18 protein-coding genes are annotated in these 23814 nt (G+C 47.7%); 7 read left to right on the forward strand and 11 right to left on the reverse strand.

The annotated features are described in order from the left end of the window. Positions 1-79: 79 nt before the first annotated feature. Complete coding sequence (locus QZZ54_RS11790) at positions 80-1762, forward strand: glutamine--tRNA ligase/YqeY domain fusion protein (RefSeq protein WP_290702887.1); 1683 nt, start codon at positions 80-82, stop codon at positions 1760-1762. Between the two features lie 108 nt (positions 1763-1870). Here the strand turns inward: QZZ54_RS11790 and QZZ54_RS11795 are convergent, their stop codons facing one another. Both QZZ54_RS11795 and nifJ read right to left on the reverse strand, forming a co-directional pair. Then, the gene (locus QZZ54_RS11795) at positions 1871-2404 is read right to left on the reverse strand and encodes a hemerythrin domain-containing protein (protein WP_290702888.1); all 534 of its coding nucleotides are present in this window, start codon (positions 2402-2404) and stop codon (positions 1871-1873) included. A 200-nt stretch (positions 2405-2604) separates the two neighbouring features. Then, positions 2605-6207 carry a pyruvate:ferredoxin (flavodoxin) oxidoreductase gene (gene nifJ / locus QZZ54_RS11800; RefSeq protein ID WP_290702889.1) on the reverse strand — a complete coding sequence of 1201 codons (3603 nt, stop codon included), beginning with the start codon at positions 6205-6207 and terminating at the stop codon, positions 2605-2607. 272 nt (positions 6208-6479) lie between these two features. Between nifJ and cysS the strand changes: the two genes are divergently transcribed. The 5 genes from cysS to QZZ54_RS11825 all read left to right on the forward strand — a co-directional run bounded on the left by cysS (position 6480) and on the right by QZZ54_RS11825 (position 12241). Next, on the forward strand, positions 6480-7865 hold the full coding sequence (gene cysS / locus QZZ54_RS11805) for a cysteine--tRNA ligase (RefSeq protein ID WP_290702890.1): 1386 nt from the start codon (positions 6480-6482) through the stop codon (positions 7863-7865). Positions 7866-7977: 112 nt separating this feature from the next. Next, on the forward strand, positions 7978-8655 hold the full coding sequence (locus tag QZZ54_RS11810) for a DUF2064 domain-containing protein (RefSeq protein ID WP_290702891.1): 678 nt from the start codon (positions 7978-7980) through the stop codon (positions 8653-8655). A 1-nt stretch (position 8656) separates the two neighbouring features. Further along, positions 8657-9568, forward strand: a complete 912-nt coding sequence (locus QZZ54_RS11815; protein WP_290702892.1) for a radical SAM protein — start codon at positions 8657-8659, stop codon at positions 9566-9568. Positions 9569-9710: 142 nt separating this feature from the next. Next, positions 9711-10403 carry a hypothetical protein gene (locus tag QZZ54_RS11820; RefSeq protein WP_290702893.1) on the forward strand — a complete coding sequence of 231 codons (693 nt, stop codon included), beginning with the start codon at positions 9711-9713 and terminating at the stop codon, positions 10401-10403. A 47-nt stretch (positions 10404-10450) separates the two neighbouring features. Then, positions 10451-12241: an ABC transporter transmembrane domain-containing protein gene (locus QZZ54_RS11825; protein WP_290702894.1), complete on the forward strand. Its 1791-nt coding sequence runs from the start codon at positions 10451-10453 to the stop codon at positions 12239-12241. Positions 12242-12265: 24 nt separating this feature from the next. On the opposite strand, the gene QZZ54_RS11830 is transcribed toward QZZ54_RS11825, so the two are convergent. From QZZ54_RS11830 to QZZ54_RS11855, 6 genes are all read right to left on the reverse strand, one after another. Then, complete coding sequence (locus tag QZZ54_RS11830) at positions 12266-13105, reverse strand: enoyl-CoA hydratase-related protein (protein ID WP_290702895.1); 840 nt, start codon at positions 13103-13105, stop codon at positions 12266-12268. A 103-nt stretch (positions 13106-13208) separates the two neighbouring features. After that, positions 13209-13523: a cupin domain-containing protein gene (locus QZZ54_RS11835; RefSeq protein ID WP_290702896.1), complete on the reverse strand. Its 315-nt coding sequence runs from the start codon at positions 13521-13523 to the stop codon at positions 13209-13211. A 235-nt stretch (positions 13524-13758) separates the two neighbouring features. Then, a complete protein-coding gene (locus QZZ54_RS11840; RefSeq protein WP_290702897.1) occupies positions 13759-14373 on the reverse strand; it encodes an OmpW family outer membrane protein in 615 nt (204 codons plus the stop codon). 245 nt (positions 14374-14618) lie between these two features. Next, entirely contained in the window at positions 14619-15869 is a 1251-nt protein-coding gene (locus tag QZZ54_RS11845) for a YbfB/YjiJ family MFS transporter (protein WP_290702898.1), read from the reverse strand. Positions 15870-16041: 172 nt separating this feature from the next. Then, entirely contained in the window at positions 16042-16605 is a 564-nt protein-coding gene (locus QZZ54_RS11850) for a hypothetical protein (RefSeq protein ID WP_290702899.1), read from the reverse strand. Between the two features lie 211 nt (positions 16606-16816). Continuing rightward, a complete protein-coding gene (locus QZZ54_RS11855) occupies positions 16817-18415 on the reverse strand; it encodes an isocitrate lyase (protein WP_290702900.1) in 1599 nt (532 codons plus the stop codon). Positions 18416-18579: 164 nt separating this feature from the next. Between QZZ54_RS11855 and QZZ54_RS11860 the strand changes: the two genes are divergently transcribed. Then, complete coding sequence (locus QZZ54_RS11860; RefSeq protein ID WP_290702901.1) at positions 18580-19512, forward strand: LysR family transcriptional regulator; 933 nt, start codon at positions 18580-18582, stop codon at positions 19510-19512. A gap of 98 nt (positions 19513-19610) precedes the next feature. Here QZZ54_RS11860 and QZZ54_RS11865 read toward each other — a convergent pair whose 3' ends face one another. The 3 genes from QZZ54_RS11865 to trmJ all read right to left on the reverse strand — a co-directional run bounded on the left by QZZ54_RS11865 (position 19611) and on the right by trmJ (position 23703). Beyond that, positions 19611-21209: an isocitrate lyase gene (locus tag QZZ54_RS11865; RefSeq protein WP_290702902.1), complete on the reverse strand. Its 1599-nt coding sequence runs from the start codon at positions 21207-21209 to the stop codon at positions 19611-19613. A gap of 584 nt (positions 21210-21793) precedes the next feature. Beyond that, a complete protein-coding gene (locus QZZ54_RS11870) occupies positions 21794-22954 on the reverse strand; it encodes a cupin domain-containing protein (protein WP_290702903.1) in 1161 nt (386 codons plus the stop codon). Further along, positions 22951-23703, reverse strand: coding sequence for a tRNA (cytosine(32)/uridine(32)-2'-O)-methyltransferase TrmJ (trmJ, locus tag QZZ54_RS11875; protein WP_290702904.1), 753 nt, complete (start codon positions 23701-23703; stop codon positions 22951-22953). The genes QZZ54_RS11870 and trmJ overlap by 4 nt, the downstream gene beginning before the upstream one ends. Positions 23704-23814: the final 111 nt, after the last annotated feature.

Genomic DNA, 23814 nt, shown 5'->3' on the forward strand with positions numbered 1-23814 from the left:
AGCTTACTTATGGTTGTCTTAAGGGCATCTGTCTATAATATTCGCCTATTCGATTTAAGACGGAAGTTAAGACGCCTCTATGAGCAACAACGACGCCAGCAATACTGTTAAACAGCCTACCAATTTCATTCACCAGGTTATCGAACAGGACTTGCAACAGGGATTGGAAAAAGTAGTTACTCGTTTTCCACCTGAGCCTAACGGTTACCTGCATATTGGTCACGCTAAGTCGATCTGTGTGAACTTCGGTACCGCGGATAAGTACAACGGTGAATGTAACCTGCGTTTCGATGATACTAACCCGTCGAAAGAGGAACAGGAATTTGTTGATGCGATAAAGGATGACGTGCGCTGGCTCGGTTTTAACTGGTCAGGTGATGTGCGTTACGCTTCTGATTACTTTGATACCTTCTATGCCTGGGCACAGCACCTGATTCGTGAAGGTAACGCGTATGTCTGCGATCTGAGTCCGGAAGAGTCTAGCGAATACCGTGGCTGGGCGACTACACCAGGTAAAGACAGCCCATTTCGTAGCCGTACCGCAGAGGAGAGTCTTGATCTGTTGGAACGGATGAAAACCGGTGAGTTTGATGAAGGTAGCCGGGTATTGCGTGCCAAAATAGATATGGCATCGCCGAACATGAATCTGCGAGACCCAATTCTTTACCGTATTCGTAAGGCGGTTCATCATCAGACGGGCAATAAATGGAGCATCTATCCGAGCTACGATTTTGCCCACGGACAGGAAGATGCGATTGAGGGCGTCACGCACTCTATCTGTACCCTGGAGTTTGCTGACCATCTGCCGCTGTATGAGTGGTTCCTGGCTAATCTTCCGGTACCGAGTACGCCGAGGCAGTACGAGTTTGGCCGCCTTAACATTAATTATACGGTAACCAGTAAGCGTAAATTGAAGCAGCTGGTTGATGAGAACCATGTAAGCGGTTGGGATGATCCACGTCTGCCAACTATTCAGGGTATGCGTCGCCGGGGTTACACCGCTGAAGCGGTACGTAATTTTTGTGACAGCCTGGCAGTCGCCAAGACCGATGGCGTTGTTGATATGGCGCAGTTTGAGTTCTTTATCCGTGAAGATCTCAACGAAAACTCTGCCCGGGCAATGTGTGTCATGAACCCACTGAAACTGGTCATAACTAACTTCCCTGAGGGTGAAGTTGAAATTTTGAGTGCGCCGGTTCATCCGCAGAAAGAGATTGGTACTCGTGAGTTGCCATTTACCCGTGAAATCTATATCGACCGATCTGATTTCAATGAAGATACCACGCTGTCACGTAAGAAATTCAAGGTATTAGTTCCGGGTGATTTCATGCGCTTGCGCAGTGCCTATGTGATTAAAGCTGAAGAAGTAGTTAAAGACAGTAACGGCGAGATTATTGAAGTCCATGCTTCTTTTATCCCGGGTACTGTTGGTGAAAATCCTCCGGAAGGAATGAAACCCCGCGGCGTAATGCATTGGGTATCAGCTACAGAGGGCAAGCAGGCGAAAGTACGAATCTATGATCGTCTGTTTAAAGTTGAGTCTCCGGATAAAGGCGAGGGTGATTTCCTCGACAATATCAATGCGGATTCTTTCTCCGTCATTGAAAACTGCTGGATAGAGCCTGGCCTGGTAAATGCTGCCCCTGAAACGGGTTTCCAGTTTGAACGTGAAGGTTACTTTGTTGCTGATCGTTATGAGCACTCTGTAGAGACGCCAGTGTTCAACAAGACGATTGGTCTGCGGGATACCTGGAAGAAGTAAGCTCAGAGCTTATGATTCGAGCTTCCTATTTAGGCATAAAAAAGGTCACCTAGCGTGACCTTTTTTCGTTTTTGCTCAGCGTCGCTAGTAGCAACGTTCTATTACGCCTTACATATAACTTGGGATTTTATCCACGTTATGTCGGGTATGCAGGGTGAAACCGAGTGACTCCAAACCAGTATCTTTGAGTATCACCGCTGACAGGGGGAGAAATTCTTGCTCTTCATAGTGTGCGTGGGCCAGATAGTTCTGGGCCATACTTACGGAAGCGTCTTTGTCCAGCTTGGAAAACTTGCCTTTAGATAGCTTTTTAATGTCGGCTTCTATCGTCTTCCACTGTTTTTCCAGGTTGCGGTGCTCTTTTGTCAATCGATCAACCATGCTCTTAGCTTCAGACTGCTCGGCACCCGGCTTGGCGCAGTCAAGAACCATATTAAACAGTTCCTGTTCTTCTTCCATGTGATGATTCAGCACCACTTCTTTGTAAAACTGAACCAGTTTTTTCGCGCTCTTTTGAATTTCAGGTTGCACCGGGTCAGATATGTCTGAATTTCCAAGGACTTTTAAAGCCTCAAAGTTTTGGATAATGCCTACGTGACACTGGGAAAAGTCATCAACTGGGCTTTGCATCTCTGTACTCATATAGTTACCTGCAGGCTACGCGTTCATCGGCTATCGTTAAGATATCGCCGTGGAATTACTCTAACTATAGTAGTACGCGTGCGATATAAGTTAACTGATATTGATCAATAATCTCCCGGTATCGCGTTATAACGCAAAAGTAGCCACATAAAAAAGCCCCATAGAGGGGCTTTAAAGTGATTACATTTTTCTGGTTGTGGTTACTTCGGTGTTGGTGCTTCCTCCCAGTCCATCTCTGCCATTTGCTGGTAACGTTTATAACGCTCGCTCACATCATGTTGCGCTTTATCCAGAAAAACAGCGGCTTCAACCGGATGAGCTTTTAACAGTGAGCTAAAGCGGGTCTCTTTACTGGCAAACTCAGCATAAGGAATAGAGGGCTGCTTAGAATCCAGTTTCAGTGGATTCTGATGCTGATCGGCACGACGGGGGTCATATCGGAACAGCGGCCAGTGACCGCTTTCAACCGCCAGTTTTTGGTGCAGATGGTTATCTTTCATTTCAAAGCCATGTGCGATACAGGGGGAGTAGGCGATGATCAGAGAAGGTCCGTCATAGGATTCTGCTTCCAGGAATGCCCGCAGTGTTTGTACATCTTTAGCGGCGTAGGCTACATGAGCAACATAGACATGTTCATAATCCATAGCGATACGGGCCAGATCTTTCTTGGCGACAGATTTACCTGATGCTGAGAACTTAGCCACGGCTCCTATAGGTGTGGCTTTTGAAGTCTGACCTCCGGTATTGGAGTACACCTCGGTATCCAGTACCAGAATATTTACGTTTCGACCTGAAGCTAAGACGTGGTCAAGACCACCAAAGCCAATATCATAGGCCCAGCCATCACCTCCGATGATCCATACGCTCTTGCGGCTTAGTTGATCGGCGAGGTGACGCAGTTCAATCGCCTGAGAACCGATATTAATAGCGTCACTCAAACCATCTAAGGCTAGTTTCAGTTTTTCGATGGATTGACGCTGCCGCTCAATACCGGCTTCATCGGTCTCTTTTTCGTTAGTAAGGTTACTGACTAATTGGGGGTCCAGATGATCCTGCAGCTCGAGCAGAAGACTGGCCGCATACTCTCTCTGTTTATCAAGTGCTACCCGCATACCCAGGCCGAACTCTGCATTATCCTCAAACAGTGAGTTGTTCCAGGCTGGCCCGCGACCATCGGCATTTTTAGTCCAGGGAGTGGTGGGCAGATTACCGCCATAGATAGATGAGCAACCGGTGGCGTTTGCAACCAGCATCCGGTCACCGAACAGTTGACTGGCCAGTCGGATATAAGAAGTTTCACCACAACCTGAGCAGGCACCACTGAATTCAAATAGCGGCTGGAATACCATTGAGCCTTTCAGGGTCGCGCTTTTTAGGCTGGTGCGATCGAATTCAGGCAGTGATAGGAAAAAGTCCCAGTTATCTTTCTCTACCTTAAAGGTTTGCTCTTTCGGCACCATGTTGATGGCTTTGTGCTCTGGATGCTCTTTGTCTGCAATGGGGCAGATATCGACGCAGAGTGTACAACCGGTACAGTCAGCAGGAGAAACCTGATAACTGATATAACTGTTTTCAGGGAAGTCCTTAGCACCTTTAACGGGCACAGCCCTGAATCCATCGGGCGCTTGTTGCAGTAAGGAAAGGTCAAAGATTTTGCTGCGAATGACGCTGTGGGGGCAGACCAATACGCATTTACCACAGTGAGTGCACAGATCTTCATCCCACAGAGGCAGCTCGGTGGCCAGATCGCGCTTCTCAAATGCAGTGGTGCCGGTAGGCCAGGTGCCGTCAGCGGACAGTGCACTGACCGGTACGTTATCTCCATGGCCTGATATCAGTTCGGCGGTTAACTGGCGAACAAAATCATTAGCGCTGTTAGCACTGAGTTCATGCATGGGAATCCGGCTAGTCGCTTGGGTGTGCAGAGTAATTGGATGAAGCTGACTCAGGCTGGCATCGATCGCTTTCAGGTTAAGCTCGACTACTTTCGGGTTGCTGCTATAGGATTTACGCACGGCACCTTTGATCAATTCTATTGCCTGCTCTATAGGCAGGATACCGGAGATCTTAAAGAAACAGCTCTGCATAATAGTGTTGATCCGCTTACCCATACCGCACTCTAACGCTACTTTATAAGCGTCTATTGCGAATAGACGGATCTGCTTTTTTATCAGTGTCTGTTGTACCGGTTCTGGAAGCGTATCCCAAAGCTCATTGGGCAATGCGCTGCTGTTGAGTAGAAATACTGCGCCGATACGTGCTTTATCCAGCATCGGGTACAGATCTAGAAAGCGCGGTTGGTGGCAGGCGATAAAGTCGGCCTGATCTGCTTGTATCTCATAAGCCGAACGAATCTTCTGGGGGCCGAAGCGCAGGTGTGAAACCGTGACGGCACCGGATTTCTTTGAATCATAAACAAAGTGACCCTGGGCGTAATAGCCCTCCAGATCACCGATAATCTTAATACTGTTCTTGTTGGCACTGACAGTTCCATCGGCACCCAAGCCATAAAATACTGCCTGATAAGCGTCTTTGTGGACGTCGGTGATGAACTGTTCATCGTAGTCGATGCTGGTGTGGGTTAGATCATCGCTAATACCGACAGTAAACAGGTTTTTACTTTGAGGTTTCATCAGTTCATCAAATACCCCCTTAATCATCGCCGGGGTAAATTCTTTAGATGACAGGCCAAAACGGCCACCAATCAGCTTAGGCAGGTCGTCTGCGGACAGTTGACCGGACAGGAGTGATTGCATGAAGGCGGTGGCGATATCTTTGTACAGGGGCTCGCCATCAGCACCCGGTTCTTTGGTGCGATCAAGTACAGCGATCTGTTTAACCGTGTCAGGCAGGGCGTTAAGTAAACGGGTCGCATCAAAGGGACGAAACAGCCTGACTTTCAGAACACCGGTTTTACCGCCTTGCCTATTTAAGTAGTTAACGGTCTCACTCGCAGTTTCAGCCCCGGACCCCATCAAAATAACCACCGACTCTGCGTCGGCCGCACCTTCATATTCGTAGAGTTGATATTGACGCCCGGTGACCTCAGCAAACTGGTTCATCGCCTGCTGGACTATTTCCGGGAACGCATCGTAATAGGGATTACAGGCTTCGCGGGCCTGGAAGAAAATATCAGGATTTTGTGATGTGCCTCGCACAACGGGATGGTCAGGGGATAGAGCTCGGTTGCGGCAATCCCGTACCAGCTCCATATCAATTAGTTCCCGCAGCATCTCCTCGGTAACGACTTCAACTTTACTGACTTCATGGCTGGTACGAAAACCGTCGAAAAAGTGCAGTACAGGTACACGGCCTTTGAGCGTAGCCATTTCTGAAATGGTAGCCATATCCATGGCTTCCTGTACTGAGTTTGATGATAGCATCGCAAAGCCGGTAGCCCGGGTGGCCATCACGTCACTGTGATCGCAGAAGATAGACAGGGCATGAGTAGCCAGTGAACGGGCGGCAATATGAAAAACGGTGGGGGAAAGTTCACCCGCGATCTTATACATATTTGGGATTTTCAGCAGCAATCCCTGCGAAGCGGTGAAAGTAGTGGTCTTAGCGCCGGCCTGCAATGCGCCATGAACGGCACCTGCAGCACCGCCTTCACTTTGCAGCTCTACCACTTCCGGAACCACGCCCCAAAGATTTTTGACGCCTTCTGAGCTCCAGCTATCACTCATCTCACCCATCGGCGAGGCTGGGGTTATCGGGTAGATAGCGATAACATCATTTAAGTGGTGAGCGATATAAGCGGCGGCTTCATTGCCATCCATCATACGAAATTTGGCTATGCCCATGATGATGCTCCTGAACAGATAAACACTTTCGTGACATATAAAAACTATATGAATATTAGTTTATTCTTATAAAACTGCGATGAATTAACTTTTGCTGTAGAGACTGCTCCGGATCAAGGGTTTTAGCCTTCAACCTGAGCACCTGGCTAAATAGTTATCATCGTCTGAAAGTAATTTTCATCAGGTTGTTAACTCCTGCTCGGTTTCCTCTATAATGGGCAGCTGATTTTTACTCTATTTTTCAACTTTGCCTGAGCCATAAGCGAATCCTGATGCTGCAGATCTATAACACCCTGACCAAAGAGAAAGCCCCATTTCAGCCACTGGAAGAGGGCAAGATCAACATGTATGTGTGCGGCATCACCGTATACGATTTCTGTCATATCGGCCATGCACGGGTAATGGTGTCGTTTGATGTAATAACTCGTTACCTGCGGGCGCGTGGCTGGGATGTTACTTACATCCGTAACATCACCGATGTTGATGATAAAATTATCAAACGTGCAACTGAGAATGGTGAACGACCTGATCAACTGACAGGGCGTATGATTGATGCGATGCACGAAGACGAGGATAAGCTTAGTGTGCTGCGTCCTGATCAGGAGCCCCGTGCTACGGCTCATATGCAAGACATTATCGATATGATTCAGGTACTGATCGGTAAAGGCTTCGCTTATGCTGCCTCTAATGGTGATGTCTATTACCGGGTTGAGCGATTTGCTGATTACGGCAAGCTAACCAATAAGAATGTTGATGAACTAAGATCCGGTTCTCGGGTTGAAGTGCAGGATGCTAAAGAAAGTCCATTGGATTTCGTTCTGTGGAAGGCTGCAAAAGAGGGTGAAGTGAGCTGGGAATCCCCTTGGGGAGCTGGCCGTCCGGGGTGGCATATTGAGTGTTCAGCTATGTCTAAATGCTGCCTGGGTGATACCTTTGATATCCATGGTGGTGGGCCGGATCTGCCGTTCCCACACCATGAAAACGAGATCGCTCAGTCTGAAGCCGCTAACGGTGTTAAATATGTAAACACCTGGATGCACGCTGGTGCGGTGCGGGTGAATGCTGAGAAGATGTCTAAGTCTCTGGGCAATTTCTTCACTATCCGTGATGTGTTAGAAAAGTACGATGCCGAAGTGGTCCGTTACTTCCTCTCATCCGTACACTACCGCAGCTATATCGACTATTCAGAAAACAGTCTTAAAGAAGCGCGTAGTGCGTTGGAACGTTTCTACCAGGCTCTCAATGGTGTAGACGCGGTTGCCGCCGAATTGGATAACGATTACGAAACACGCTTTTATGCAGCAATGGATAATGATTTTAATACGCCGATGGCAATGGCTGTTCTATTTGATCTGGTGAATGAACTGAACTCTGCCAAACGCGCTGGTGATGCTAAAGCTTCTGCATTAGCGGCTCAATTAAAGCAACTAGGCGGTATTCTGGGGTTGCTACAACAGCAGCCAGAAGCCTTCCTACAAGGCGAAAGCAAAGCGGGTGAGATAACCCCTGAGCAAATTGAAGCTCTGATTCAGCAGCGAGCTGATGCTAAGAAAGGCAAAGACTTTGCTGCGGCAGACCAGATACGTGAAGATCTGGTAGCGCAAGGGATTATCCTTAAAGATAGCCGTGAAGGGACCTCTTGGTTCCGGGAGAGCTAAAGGCTTTTGGTTTGGAGAAAGCTAACGGCTTTTGGGTTTGGAGAAGGCTCAATTAATTTCGTTATATCAAGGCAGCTTGTGGCTGCCTTTTTTATGTTTAAGGGATGAGTGAATGAGTCAACAGACAACACTGGTTATCTTCTGTAAACGACCATTGTACGGCCAGGGTAAACAACGGATCGCTGCAACCCTGGGTAAAGGTGCTGCCTATCAGATTGCCTGCGCGCTTTTAAATTGCGCCCTAGAGGACGCACGAAGCTGGCCAGGACTGGTGGTTCTTTCTCCGGGTAGTGAATCTGATCGAGAGTGGGCAGAAGATCTGTTGCTCTTTAACTACCAGGTGGTGCCTCAGTGCGAAGGAAACCTGGGGCTGAAACTTAATTATGTTGATCAGTTGCTGCGAAAGCAGGGGGCTTCCCGACTGTTGTTTGTTGGCACCGATGCTCCTGAGCATACAGAGCAATGTTACCTTCAGTTTGACCAGTTATTACAGCAGCATGATATTGTTCTTTCCCCTGCTGCTGATGGTGGCGTTACCGCAATGGGAGGGAGTTGTCCCTGGCCCCGGTTGGATAGCCTGCCTTGGAGTACACCACAATTAGGTGAACAGCTGGCAGGTGCCTGTAAAGACTCGGGTTTTCAGGTTGCTTTCAGCTCCGCTGGATACGATGTAGATACAGAGGCTGATCTGCGTCGTTTACGGGAATCTTTAACAAACGATCTCAGGCCGGCCAGAAGACAGCTGCTACAGCTAATACAAGTACTATTTGATGGGAAGGTTAAGGATTGATATGGAACTGATTCGTAGTCGTGACTGGTATACAACAGGGGATGGTTCGGACCGTGGTTATATTCGTCCGCATCTGCTTAAAGAGTTGTGGTTTCATACCGGCACTGCCTGCAATCTAAGTTGCGACTTCTGCCTTGAGGGGGCAGGCCCCGGTGATCAGCGCCTCGGATTGGTTAAACTAGAAGATGTTGAGCCGTTCATCCACCAAGCTCTTGAGTTAGGAGTGGAGCAGTTCTCTTTTACCGGGGGTGAACCATTCCTGGCTAAAGATCTGGTAAAAATTCTGCAGCTTGCTTCCGAGTATGCACCTTGTCTGGTGCTGACGAACGGTACTGATGCACTGCAGAAACGTCTGCATCAACTGGTTGTTCTTAAAGAGAGCAAGTACCCAGTCAACTTTCGCGTCAGTATTGATTCACCGGTTGCTGCGGATCACGATAAAGGCCGCGGTGAAGGGATGTTTGATCTTGCCTTAACTGGAATGAAAGCGCTGTCTGATATGGGGTTTAATGTGTCAGTGGCACGGCATATGGCCGAGGGTGAAGATACCCCTGTCGTGGAGCAACAGTATCGGGAGATATTTGGCTCTCGAGAGCTGCCTGCGGATATCAAATTTGTCGCCTTCCCGGATTTTCTGCCTCCTGGCAGCCATGGGCACGGGCCGGATATCAGTACAAACTGTATGACGCAGTACCATACAGAAGAAACCCGAAATAGCTTCATGTGCGCTTTCAGTAAGATGGTTGTTAAGCACAATGGTCGAATGCGGGTATATGCCTGTACGCTGGTGGATGATGATCCAGAATATGATCTGGGTGGGGATTTGAGACAAGCGTTAGAACAACAGGTCAGTATGAAGCACCATCGTTGTTTTTCTTGTTTTAAGTATGGGGCCTCATGCAGCGAAACATAGTTGGATCAGCGTCTGGAACCGCTTTGGCTGCGTTAAAATCTCGATCTAAATGCTCACTTATTCCAATAAGCTCCGCTTTTTCTCTCGATTTTGCCTTGCCAAAACGGCACCATCTCGCTGACTTAAGCACTGGAGTGGGTGTTTGAATAATATCTCTGTTGTTATTCCTGTGGGTCCGGCTGAAACTGATCTGCAGCCTTTTCTTTCTCAGTTGTCTTATCTGAAACTGGCACGACAGATCATCTTTGTTTTTTGCCCTGAGTCAGAATCACTAAAACAGCAATTACCGACTGATCATCAGATTCAGTACTTAACGGTTGAAGCAGGACGTGCAATCCAACTCAACGCCGGAGCACAGCGGGTTGAGTCTGGCTTTATCTGGTTTTTGCATCTGGATAGCCTGATTACTAATACTCAGTGGCAAACACTTAACCAGAGTCTAAAACGTAAACCCAATTGTCTGCACTATTTTGATCTGCGGTTTCAATCCGATGGAAACGGGCCGATGTGGCTCAACAGTCAGGGAGCGAATCTTCGCTCCCGCTGGTTAGGTTTGCCCTTTGGTGATCAGGGTTTTTGTCTGTCGGTTCATCAATTTGAAAACTTGGGTGGCTATCCTGTTGATGCGCTTTACGGCGAAGACCATCTGTTTGTCTGGCGTGCCCATCAAAAGCGTGTCAAATTAGCCAATACCGGCTCAGTGTTGACTACCAGTGCGCGAAAGTATGCAGTGACCGGTTGGGGCAGGTTGACGCTGATCTATCAGCTCTATTGGATTAAGCAGGCGTTGCCACCGTTTTGGCGGCTATTAAAAAGTAAAATAGTCTCTCTTTAATCATTCCTGCAACCGCCTTTAACGGCTGTCTCTATTGGATTTTACCGATGAATAAGTTCTCTACCCTGACACAGCTATTGCGATTTATGTTGCCTTATCGGCGCTATTGGATCGGTGCAATGATTGCGTTGCTATTTACTGCGGGTATTACCCTGGCAATAGGACAGGGAGTGCGTTTGGTGATCGATAATGGCTTTGTAGCCGGTTCGGTATCGCAGTTGAATCAAGCGATTTTTTTGCTGGTGGTGATGGCTATCCTGATGGCCTGCGGCACCTTTATCCGTTTTTATCTGGTTTCATGGCTTGGTGAGCGAGTGACTGCGGATATCCGTCAGGCGGTATTTGATAATGTAATCGGTCTGCATCCGAGTTTCTTTGAAAAGAACCGCAGTGGCGAGATCATGTCGCGCCTGACCACCGATACCACCTTGTTGCAGTCTATCATCGGTAGTTCCTTTTCGATGGCGCTACGCAGTCTGGTCACCACGTCCGGTGCGCTGGTCATGTTGTTTGTCACTAATATTAAGCTGTCTCTGATTATTGTTGCTGGTGTTCCGCTGATTCTCCTGCCGATTCTTATTTTCGGTCGCAGAGTGCGATCGCTGGCCCGTAAAAGTCAGGATAGTATCGCTGATGTTGGCAGCTATGCAGGAGAGGTTATTCAACAGATTAAAACCGTTCAGAGCTATACCCAGGAAGCCCAGGAGAGCAGTGCTTTTGGTGTAGGAGTTGATCGTGCATTCAGTGTTGCACAACACCGTATTCGTCAGCGGGCATTTTTGATGGCGATGGTCATATTACTAGTGTTTGGTGCGCTGTCAGGAATGCTCTGGGTTGGTGGTTATGATGTTATTACCGGCGCGATGTCTGCCGGTGAATTGGGAGCTTTTGTCTTTTATGCGCTAATAGTGGCCATGGGTGTAGGTACGTTGTCTGAGGTGTACGGTGAGTTACAGCGAGCTGTCGGAGCCACCGAACGCTTGATGGAGCTTCTGCATGCTGAGAGTGAGATAAAGTCCCCAGACGAACTGGTGAACAGACCTGAGAAGGCTGAGACAGCTACCGCATCTTTGAAGGCGGAACTCTCTTTCGATGAGGTTACCTTTAATTACCCTTCACGCCCGGATCAAGCGGCGCTTGAAGCCTTTTCGTTAACCCTGAAAGAAGGCTCTATAACCGCACTGGTTGGGCCATCAGGGGCAGGTAAATCAACAGTATTTGAGCTTTTGTTACGTTTTTACGACCCACTTAAAGGCCGAGTCTGTTTTGATTCCAGAGATCTGCGGGACTTTGACCCCCGAGAACTGAGGCGTCAGGTGGCGCTAGTATCACAACAGCCGGCGCTCTTTACCGCCAATGTCATAGATAATATCCGCTACGGTAGAGCCGATGCCAGTAAAGAGGAGGTGGTCGCTGCAGCAAAAGCTGCCTATGCCCATGAATTTATCGAGCGTCTGCCGGAGGGTTACAATAGCGACCTGGGTGAGCAGGGCGTACGTTTGTCCGGTGGTCAGAAGCAGCGTATCGCGATTGCTCGGGCCATCCTTAATGATCGTCGAATATTGCTACTGGATGAAGCGACCAGTGCTCTGGATACTGAGAGTGAGCATAAAGTGCAGTTGGCGCTGGATACGCTGATGCAGGGCCGAACAACGGTTATCATTGCTCACCGCCTGTCGACTATTTTGCACGCCGATCAAATAGTAGTGATGGACCAGGGACGGGTTGTCGGGATGGGAAGCCATGAGGAGCTGCTACAAAGCTCCGATCTTTATTCCCGGTTAGCTAAACTGCAGTTCAAGCGTGACTCCGCTATTCAGGAGTCATCGCAGTCATAGTGATGAAGCCGAAGCCTCTAAGGGTTATTTTCCTTGATAGTTTGGCGTGCGTTTTTCAACAAACGCGTTCACCGCTTCCAAATGATCTTCGGTGTTGTGACAGATACCTTGCATCAGCGCACAGTGCTCTAAGAATTCAGGTAGTTCCATTTTCTGTGCGGTTTTTAACAGCCGCTTAGTCATCCGCAGTGCCTGGGGTGGCTTCTCCGCCATTCGGCTAGCGAGTTCTATCGCTTTTTCCATCAGTTGATCAGGTTCTACTACCTCAAGAAGAATACCAAGCTCTTTCGCTTCATCGGCTCCGATTACACGGCCGGTAAGCGTGAGTTCCGCAGCCTTTTGATAGCCAATTAAACGTTGTAAAAACCAAGCTCCGCCATCGCCAGGAATTATTCCCAGGTTAACAAAAGTCTCGCCTAACAGCGCTTTAGAAGAACCGATACGCAGATCACACATGCAGGTCAGATCAAAGCCTGCACCAATAGCCGGCCCATTTACCGCGGCAATCACCGGTATGTCGATCTTAGCCATCGCCAGTGGAATACGCTGGATTCCCAACCGATATTTGTTCTGTACGGTATACACATCACCGGCAAACGCGCCGTTTTTGTGCTCACCGTCACGTTCACTCATCTCTTTAATGTTGCCGCCGGCAGAGAAAGCACTGCCATCACCGGTGATAATAAGAACAGAAACTTCTGGCGTGTGATTGACCCATTCGGCAACACTGACCAGATCATCAATCAGGGTTGTACCCGTCAGGGCGTTGCGGACATCGTGGCGTTTGAAAGTAAGGGTGGCGATTCGATTCGACAGGGTTAATTCACTGTCAGTTAATGCAGGCAGTTTTACATTATCACTCATGGGCATTCCGTTGTATTTGTGGTCTTTTTTATGATTGCAGAAATCTGTTTTCTTTCAGGTTTACAGTCTATCAGAGACGAGGCGGGTGAACTATTAGCGACGGTCAGCTGTAATGAATAGCCAGCCAGATGGTGTCCTGGTTTTGTGATGTCCATTCAACCCGATGCCGCCTGTGCGCAGGAATATGGAGATAATCGCCGGTATTCAATTCGGTTGGCGGACTATCTGGGTAGCCAATACGTGCAGCCCCCTGAATAACCAGAATCCACTCATGCTGGTCCTGATCGTACCAATAGCTTTCAGGGGAGTGATGACCCCGGGAAACAATACGTTCTATTTTCAGATGGTTGTTTTCCAAAAGGGTGGTGAATAGTTCGCCGGGAAGCTGTGTTGGAATATTCGTTAATAGATTTTGCATTGATTTGCCCGTTAACTTTTAAGATCAAGGGTAGACCATAAATGGCAAAGTTGATGGTTTGAGTCGATTCATCTACTCATACAGCTTCAAATTAACTCAGTAACACAACGCTGTAGATCAGCGAGGGGAGAAAGCGGGGTGACATTAGGTACAAAATTAGGGATAAGAGGGTGTTGAGTTGAATAATGCTGAGATGAGTTTCTCACCCCAGCATCAGGACTGATTACTTTTTAAATCAGAACTTGTAGCCCATGCCAATCATGAAAACGGTTGGATCAATTTCAAGGCCGCCCAAGTCTGCTCCATCGACTTCAACATTGGTATCGATATCCATTCTCCATACGGCAGCGTTGACTAACCACTGATCATTAATGGAATAATCGACGCCCAATTGAGCACTCAGTCCCCAGGAGTCCTCAAGTTCAAGTTTGGTACCGGCAAGTGCGCCTGTGGTGCTTTCTGAGAAGAATGCTGTGTAGTTTATACCAACGCCAATGTAAGGCTGGAAAGCTGAACCACTCTCCATTGGGTAATACTGCAAGGATAGGGTAGGCGGCAGATGTTTGGTTTCACCAACCTTAGCACCGTTTAGTGTAATGTCGTGCGTGAACGGGGTCGCTGCCAGCAGCTCAACACCTATATTGTTGGTTAACATGTAGGTTCCAGCTAAACCAACCTGAGTGTTGTCTTCAACATCTAAGCCAGCAACAACAGTATTATTTGATGTATTTGGATTAACGTTGGCTAGACCTACGCGTAAAACCATATCGCCTGATTCATATGCCATACAGTTTGCGGCGGTAACTAGTGAAGCACCCATTACTAGTGCTGAAATTACTTTTTTGTTCATGAACATTTTCCCTTGTTAAGCGTCAGTGATAAAGATTCAGCTATTTGACGTTATTTATCCTTAGGAAATATTGACTTAAGACAGTTTTAAAAACCCCAGGAATTGTATCTTGACTAAAAATTGAGCTAAATCAATTTTAACCATGCAATAAGTAAGGGAATTGAAAATATTAGGAGTTTAGGTTGTCGTTACGGGAGGGGAATAGCGTAAGTATCAGGTGCTTTAAGTGATATTTCGGCATGGCTTTATGCCTGGGTGCTACTTTTATATTTAAGGAAGGAGGTCAGCACAATGCCAGACAATGTTAATAGGGCGGCCAATAAATAGCCGGAAGCGAAGGTGCCACTCAACTCAGCCATATATCCTGCCAGGGTAGGGCCGGCAATTTGCCCAACACCGAAAAAGAAGGTTACATACCCAAAGACTTTACCGGCTTCTGTGGCAGGCAGCATATCACTGACCAGAGCAGCAATAATGGCTGGAATACTGAACGCGGTAAGGCCGAAGAGAAACATTGATAAAAGCAGACCAAATTCACCTGGGCTTAATGCCACCAAGAGATAGGAGACAGTTTGAATACTGTATACGGTGATAAGCCCTGTTTTGCGTCCGAAATGGTCTGAAACCCAGCCAAAGAGAGCCCCTGAAAAGACGCTAAGTACGCCAATAGCGGTCCACAACAGCCCGGCTTTTGCTTCACTGAATCCATACTCGGTCACCAGGGTAGTAACGATAAACGTTGCATAGATCACATAGGTAAAACCAAACACGAAATAGATGGCGCCAATATGGGCTATCAGACGCGAAGGCTTATCACTCATTGGATGCGCTGCAGCGTTAATTGTTGAGTCAGCTGGATCGGTACCTAAAGGCTCAATAGAGAGCTGTTGAGGTTTGTTACGAATCAGTAACCCGATGAATACGGTTAACAATGCAATTACTATGGCAAACGCGGCCCAGCCAATACGCCAGCCAATATCCGCCCATTCACTGTTTAACCAGGGGATAAGTAAACCGCTGGCCATAATCCCTGAACCGTTACCGACAATCATATAACCGGCAGCCCGGCCACGGTATTTTTGTGTAAACCAGTGTGCCACCAGAGTCATAGCAGTAATGTTTGCCGCGCCGCTGCCAATACCGGTGATAAAATACATCAGGATAATCAACCACAGCTGTTCACTCAGGCTCACTATCAGCATGCTCACTGATATCAATATCAAACCAGTTACTATGGTTTTCCGCTCGCCCAGCCGGGTAATCATTTTACCGCAGAGGAACACCGAAACCAGGTAGCCGATAAAGTTCCCGGTACCGATAAACCCCATTTCGGAATAACTTAACTGTAGGCTTTCTCCCATAGAGGGCAGTAACATACCCAGTGCAAAGCGTCCAAGGCCCATGCAGCAAAAGAGAGTGAGCATGCCGGAAAAGACAATGACCCATGCATAGTGCAGCTTTTTGCTAGAGGAGGGCGTTTGAGGTGCTGTCGACATATGAGTTTTAGAGCCCCGGAACCATCAGTTATAAATAAAGATTAGTAAGTTCTGGTGAAGGGGCAAAAGTAACACACCTCTTTCAACAGCTTGATAATGCATTCAAATCTTATAAGCACAAACTGTTTCAGGTATATGAAATGCCTTTGAAGCCATCATTCGACAGCTATCATTAGCTTGTGATTATATCTAGGTATGAAGCATCAATATCAGCATTGAAATAAGCCATGCCCAGTTTACTTAAGTACTCTAAACGATCTGCTTTCATCAAATCTATTTCAGGTGCACCGTAACCATGTGCCTGATAAATTCCCGCTAGATATGCCATAAAGTTTTCACCTTCTTTCACTAGCAGTAAGCTCGCGGCACCTACATCGGGTTTTACCTGGGCATTCAATTCTTCAGGTAGATTTACTGCAAAAACGACGGGCTGCTCATCACCCTCAACCCGCACACTGCGGTCTCTCACTGTTTGTTCAGCCCAGTAAAAGGCTAACTCTTTACTTTGTGTCAGAAAAACCGGCTCAATCGATTCTGTATAGTTATTACCGATAGTTGCCATGGTTTTTTTAGCGGCATCTTTTAACGCTTTATCACCGGAGCATTTCAAACCCTGCTCATTGATTGAGTCGACAAGGGCGGATGAAGTGCCGTGATACCAGGTATCGCTGGAAGTAAAACCTTGTTCGGTTAACAAATCTTTAGCATCTTGAAGAAAAGTAGGTGTATCAGTCATATTCGAAATCACTTAATCAGTTTGCAGTAGAACGCAGGTTGGAATTCTAACGTAAAAAACCATTCGATTCCTCCCCGGGGCCTGTAGAACAAAACCTATTCATAAAAAAAGCGACACCTTAATTTAAGGGGCCGCCTTTATGTCCAGTATGGACTGTACCCTGATTATGCAGAAGCGGTCATCAGGGCACTTTAGGTAACGCTTATTCAGCTTAACCGAACTGGTTAGAAGTGTTCTTCGCGCCGCCAGCTTTCAGAGCGTTCTCACCAGCAAAGTATTCTTTGTGGTCGTCGCCCATGTCTGAACCAGACATGTTCTGGTGCTTAACACATGCGATACCCTGACGGATCTCCTGACGCTGTACGCCTTTAACGTAGCCCAGCATGCCTGCATCACCGAAGTACTCTTTAGCCAGGTTGTCAGTAGACAGCGCAGCAGTGTGGTAAGTCGGCAGAGTGATCAGGTGGTGGAAGATGTTCGCTTCACGAGCTGAGTCAGCCTGGAAGGTACGGATCTTATCATCAGCAAGCTCAGCCAGAGCAGAGCTATCATAGTCAACACTCATCAGGTTGGCACGATCGTAAGCAGAAACGTCTTCACCAGCTTCTACCATGATGTCGAATGCTTGCTGACGGAAGTTCAGCGTCCAGTTGAACGATGGGCTGTTGTTGTAAACCAGCTTCGCATCAGGAATCTCTTTACGCACTTCGTTCATCATATCAGCGATATCTTGAACGTTTGGTGTGGCTGTTTCGATCCACAGCAGGTCAGCACCGGCTTTAATTGCTTCGATGCTGTCAAATACGCAACGCTCTTCACCGGTACCCTGACGGAACTGGTACAGGCCAGAAGGCAGACGCTTAGGACGAACCAGCTTACCGTCACGGTTGAAGCATACGTCGCCTTCAGCCATGTCAGCAACGTCGATCTCTTCAACGTCCAGGTAAGAGTTGTAACGATCGCCCTGATCGCCTGGCTCTTTAACTACAGCGATCTCTTTAGTCAGACCAGCACCTTCAGAGTCGGTACGTGAAACGATAACACCGTTGTCGATACCCAGCTCTAGGAAAGCATAACGCAATGCGCGAATCTTAGTGTGGAAGTCAGCATGAGGTACGGTTACTTTACCGTCCTGGTGACCACATTGCTTCTCATCAGCAACCTGGTTTTCGATCTGCAGTGCACAAGCACCGGCTTCAATCATCTGCTTAGCCATCAGGTAAGTGGCTTCAGCGTTACCGAAACCGGCATCGATATCAGCAATAATTGGTACTACGTGAGTCACGTGGTTATCAATTTGATCCTGAATGTTAGCTTCTTCAGCAGCGTCGCCAGCTTCGCGAGCAGCATCCAGTGCGCGGAACAGGCCGCCCAGTTCACGTGCATCAGCTTGACGCAGGAAGGTGTAAAGCTCTTCAACCAGGCTAGCAACAGTGGTCTTCTCGTGCATAGACTGGTCAGGTAGAGGACCGAAGTCAGAACGCAGTGCTGCAACCATCCAACCAGACAGGTAGAGGTAGCGGCGATCAGTCTGGCCATTGAAGTGCTTCTTAATAGAGATCATCTTCTGCTGGCCGATAAAACCATGCCAGCAACCCAGAGACTGAGTGTATTTAGTCTTGTCAGCGTCAAAGGCAGCCATGTCAGCGCGCATAACATCAGCGGTGTACTGAGCGATGTCCAGACCCGTTTTGAATTTGTTCTGAGCACGCATGCGAGCAGCAGATTCTGGGTTGATTGCATCCCAGGCAGAGCCGTGGGTTTCTTTCAGGCCTGCAACGGTTTGGATATCTTGATTCAGAGTAGACATGGACGTCTCCTTCTCTCATTAGCTTGGCAGCTGAATTGCCGCTCTGGTATTTAGTATGTGATCTATTCTATGTCTGCTATTAACATAAAGGAAATAAATGGCTATTATATAGACTATTCATTAAATAAATATTGCAGCTAATACTCTGTCATACGGGGCTTTGTATGAATCTAGATAAGATCGACTTAAACCTATTGGTATACCTTGATGTGTTGCTTAGAGAGCGAAATGTAACCCGCTCGGCGAGTTTGTTGGGAATAACTCAACCTGCGATGAGTAACGGCCTACGCCGCCTGAGGGATACGTTCAGTGACCCATTATTGGTACGCACAGGTGAGGGCATGGCTCCGACTGAAAGAGCTCAGGCACTTCAGCCTTTGCTGCGACAGATCCTTTCATCGGTAGAGCAGGTGATAGAGCCCAGCAGTGCTTTTGATGCCAGCAGTAGTGATCGTGTGTTCCGAATTATGACCAGTGACTATGGTGAAGCGACATTACTGCCACGGTTGCTTAAACGGCTACGTAAAGAAGCGCCGGATATTGTACTGGATATTCTGACCCCCAGTGATATGAGCTTTACTGAAGTCGAGCAGGGACTGGTTGACCTGGTTATTAATCGTTTCGATACGATGCCCCAATCGTTTCATCAGAAAACTTTATGGCGGGACAGTTTTTCATGTCTGTTTGCGGTAGATAATCCCATCTCTCATGATTTTAGCCTGGAAACTTATCTTCAGGCGAAGCATGTATGGGTTAGCAAGACGGGCATGGGCGCCGGGATGGGCATCACTCCAAAGGATGTGAAACGACTAGGCTGGGTAGATGAAGCCCTGGAGAAGAGCGGCCATAAGCGCCAGATCAGGGTGTTTACCCGTCACTATCAGTCTGCCGCTCTGATTGCCGAGCAGAAAGGTTTGATAGCGACAATTCCAACCCGAGCGGCTACGGCACAATCGAACAACCCTCGTCTGGTAATTAAGCCTCCCCCATTTGATATTCCTGATTTTGAATTAAAAATGGCATGGAGCCCTTTGCTTCAACACAATGTAGCCCACCAGTGGTTGAGGAATTTGATTGCTGATGTGACAAAAGCTTAATTTAAAACGAATCAACAACAGGAAGATAACTATTTTTTCAGGCTAGGCTGAAGACAAAAAAAAGGCAGCCAATTGGCTGCCTTTTTAGTGAGTAACTATTAACCGAACTGGTTAGAAGTGTTCTTCGCGCCGCCAGCTTTCAGAGCGTTCTCACCAGCAAAGTATTCTTTGTGGTCGTCGCCCATGTCTGAACCAGACATGTTCTGGTGCTTAACACATGCGATACCCTGACGGATCTCCTGACGCTGTACGCCTTTAACGTAGCCCAGCATGCCTGCATCACCGAAGTACTCTTTAGCCAGGTTGTCAGTAGACAGCGCAGCAGTGTGGTAAGTCGGCAGAGTGATCAGGTGGTGGAAGATGTTCGCTTCACGAGCTGAGTCAGCCTGGAAGGTACGGATCTTATCATCAGCAAGCTCAGCCAGAGCAGAGCTATCATAGTCAACACTCATCAGGTTGGCACGATCGTAAGCAGAAACGTCTTCACCAGCTTCTACCATGATGTCGAATGCTTGCTGACGGAAGTTCAGCGTCCAGTTGAACGATGGGCTGTTGTTGTAAACCAGCTTCGCATCAGGAATCTCTTTACGCACTTCGTTCATCATATCAGCGATATCTTGAACGTTTGGTGTGGCTGTTTCGATCCACAGCAGGTCAGCACCGGCTTTAATTGCTTCGATGCTGTCAAATACGCAACGCTCTTCACCGGTACCCTGACGGAACTGGTACAGGCCAGAAGGCAGACGCTTAGGACGAACCAGCTTACCGTCACGGTTGAAGCATACGTCGCCTTCAGCCATGTCAGCAACGTCGATCTCTTCAACGTCCAGGTAAGAGTTGTAACGATCGCCCTGATCGCCTGGCTCTTTAACTACAGCGATCTCTTTAGTCAGACCAGCACCTTCAGAGTCGGTACGTGAAACGATAACACCGTTGTCGATACCCAGCTCTAGGAAAGCATAACGCAATGCGCGAATCTTAGTGTGGAAGTCAGCATGAGGTACGGTTACTTTACCGTCCTGGTGACCACATTGCTTCTCATCAGCAACCTGGTTTTCGATCTGCAGTGCACAAGCACCGGCTTCAATCATCTGCTTAGCCATCAGGTAAGTGGCTTCAGCGTTACCGAAACCGGCATCGATATCAGCAATAATTGGTACTACGTGAGTCACGTGGTTATCAATTTGATCCTGAATGTTAGCTTCTTCAGCAGCGTCGCCAGCTTCGCGAGCAGCATCCAGTGCGCGGAACAGGCCGCCCAGTTCACGTGCATCAGCTTGACGCAGGAAGGTGTAAAGCTCTTCAACCAGGCTAGCAACAGTGGTCTTCTCGTGCATAGACTGGTCAGGTAGAGGACCGAAGTCAGAACGCAGTGCTGCAACCATCCAACCAGACAGGTAGAGGTAGCGGCGATCAGTCTGGCCATTGAAGTGCTTCTTAATAGAGATCATCTTCTGCTGGCCGATAAAACCATGCCAGCAACCCAGAGACTGAGTGTATTTAGTCTTGTCAGCGTCAAAGGCAGCCATGTCAGCGCGCATAACATCAGCGGTGTACTGAGCGATGTCCAGGCCCGTTTTGAATTTGTTCTGAGCACGCATGCGAGCAGCAGATTCTGGGTTGATTGCATCCCAGGCAGAACCGTGGGTTTCTTTCAGGCCTGCAACGGTTTGAATATCTTGATTCAGACTAGACATAGTTAATCCTTCTGTTTGGTCGCTATTGTTAAGGCCGTTATATTTTAATAGGTGGCTTTGCTTATAGCGGTTTGCATCTTACGTCAGCAAATTGTCGAAGTGGCTGACACTTAAAAGAGATGCTAATAATCGGGCTTTATAGGGAGGCTGTCAAAGCCTTTTTGTGCAGAGCACAATTGCTGTAAATCTATTACAAGCCCTTATATGCTGGTCTTTGTAGTCTAACTACATAAGGCGTGATCTGTTGCGTTGCAGCAAAGCCTTTAATCATCATGCCTCAGGTCTTTGTAGACGAAAGTCTAATAAGTTTATGGCCGTATGGAAAAAACGCTTTTTACAAAAAAATATAGTTATATATATAGGCATATATATTCTTAAAAATTATATGTAGCCGTCACTACATAAACAGCGAAACGTTCGTTACGCATAAGATTTATAGCTGCATATAGCGAGTAGGCTGGATCTAAAAAAAAGACCACGGATAAGTGGTCTTCTTGCGAGCTGAGCATAGGCGGCAATAAATAGGTATAGCGGAGCCCCGATTGAAACTGGCGGCTATAATGTTAGCCTATATCCTCTGCATTTCAGTCTTCCAGATAGATCGAGCCCTGGTTGAAGAGGTCTACCAATAGTTGCAGTTGTTGCTCGGACCACTCGCCTTGATTAATAACAATCGCAGGATTCCTGCAAAGATTTGCCGCTAATGCGCAGCTAGTATCAGAGAGCTGGAAGCTGCGACCATCGGCAAAGAATTGCAATGCGCTTTCGCTATTTAAACTATAAGAGAAACGTGCCCCCTCATTACGTACAAAATACAGGTCGCTTTCATTAAGCGCTGTCCGAAGTTGGTCTGTGGTGATTGCCTCTTCAGGTGCCTGGTCCAGATCCGGGTACTTAGGATCCGTTACATATTGCCCTAACCATTGTCCCAGCTTGGCATCGTCTGCCAGATAGTCGGTGAATATCTGGCGTACTTTATTAATGGCCTGAGGGGTAATTTCGCCTGAGTTATCCTGAAGGGTTAGATCTGGATCGGTATATCGTGATTCTGATGTTAGCTTTTCACCTACAAAATCGGTAAAGCTCCGCATAATTTCTGCGTGAGAAGGGGCGCGGAAACCAACTGAATAGGTCATGCAGTCATCGGATTCACCAATCCCGTTGTGACCAACCTGTGGTGGGATGTAGAGCATATCACCGGGCTCTAATACCCAGTTAAATTCGGGTTCCCACTCGGTCATTATCATTACCGGTGTATTGGGTCGGCGGGGTGAGTTCTGGTCAAAGAAACCACCGACTTCCCAGCGACGCTTACCCTGGGTCTGGATAAGAAAGACATCGTAGTTGTCGTAATGGGGGCCAACGCCGCCACCCTGGCTAGCAAAGCTGACCATCAGATCATCAAAACGCCAGTTAGGTATAAAACGAAACTGCTCAACGATATCACTGGCTTCAGGTACCCAATGATCGACTGCCTGAACGAGTAGTGTCCAGTGAGTCTCAGGTAGGCTAGTGAAGGTCGCTTCGTCAAAGGGTCCGTGCTTAATATCAAAATCAGCACCATCAGGGCTCTGGACAACAAGGCGGGATTCAACATCCTCTTCCAGGGAGAGGCCTGCCAGCTCATCAGCACCTACGGGGGCTTCAAGATCAGGGAAAGCGTTGCGAACCAATAAAGGTTTTTTCTGCCAGTAGTCCCTTAGAAATTCTTCGATCGAGATGTCGCCGAAAGGGGATTCGCTCATGATTCTGATCCTTTATTGTCTGTCTCTGAAGTAACTGTTTTTGCTATGGTTTCATCAATTGATGTCAAAATACCACGGAGCATGTTCAGTTCTGTTCGCTCCGGGCGGGAGCGATTGAAATAGCGTCGCAGCTTATCCATAACCTTGCCCTGGTGTTGTGGAATGATGAAATTTGTTCCACGCAGAGCGTTTTCAAGATGCTCATAAAACAGCTCCATGTCCCGGGTTAGAGGGTAGGGCTGTTCATGTTCTTCATAGTCCTGCTTATTATGTGCCTGCCAGATCTCATAACAAACAAGCTGAATAGCAGCGGATACGTTTAGTACCGGATATTCAGGGTTTGCCGGGATATAGACATGGTAATTACATTTCTGTAACTCTGAGTTATGCAGTCCCATCGTCTCACGGCCAAACACAATCGCCACTTTGCCCAGCTTGGCTTCGCCAACAATTTTTTTAGCACAGTCGTGGGCATCAAAGATTGGTAGATCAAAAGTGCGGTTGCGTGCGCTGGTGCCTATTACTAACTGACAGTCAGAAATCGCTTCATCCATTGTGCCTACCACCACAGCTTTTTCGAGCAGATCTTTTGCTCCGGCGGCTCTGGAGTCGGCTTCTTCATCAGGAAATACACGGGGATCGACCAGGTAAAGCTGGCTCAGACCCATATTTTTCATGGCCCGGGCGGCGGCACCTATATTGCCCGGATGAAAGGTATTGATCAGTACGATGCGAATATTTTCAAGCATGTCAGCGCTGTATCCGTTTATATATTCTGTCAGCCTGAAGTAACAGGCGGCGATTGTATCGCTAATAGTGTTGAGAAAACTTGTTCTTTATCAGGCTATGTAAAAACTCTG

Origin of the sequence: Amphritea sp. (assembly GCF_016744155.1) — a bacterium.
In the GTDB taxonomy this organism is placed as follows: domain Bacteria; phylum Pseudomonadota; class Gammaproteobacteria; order Pseudomonadales; family Balneatricaceae; genus Amphritea.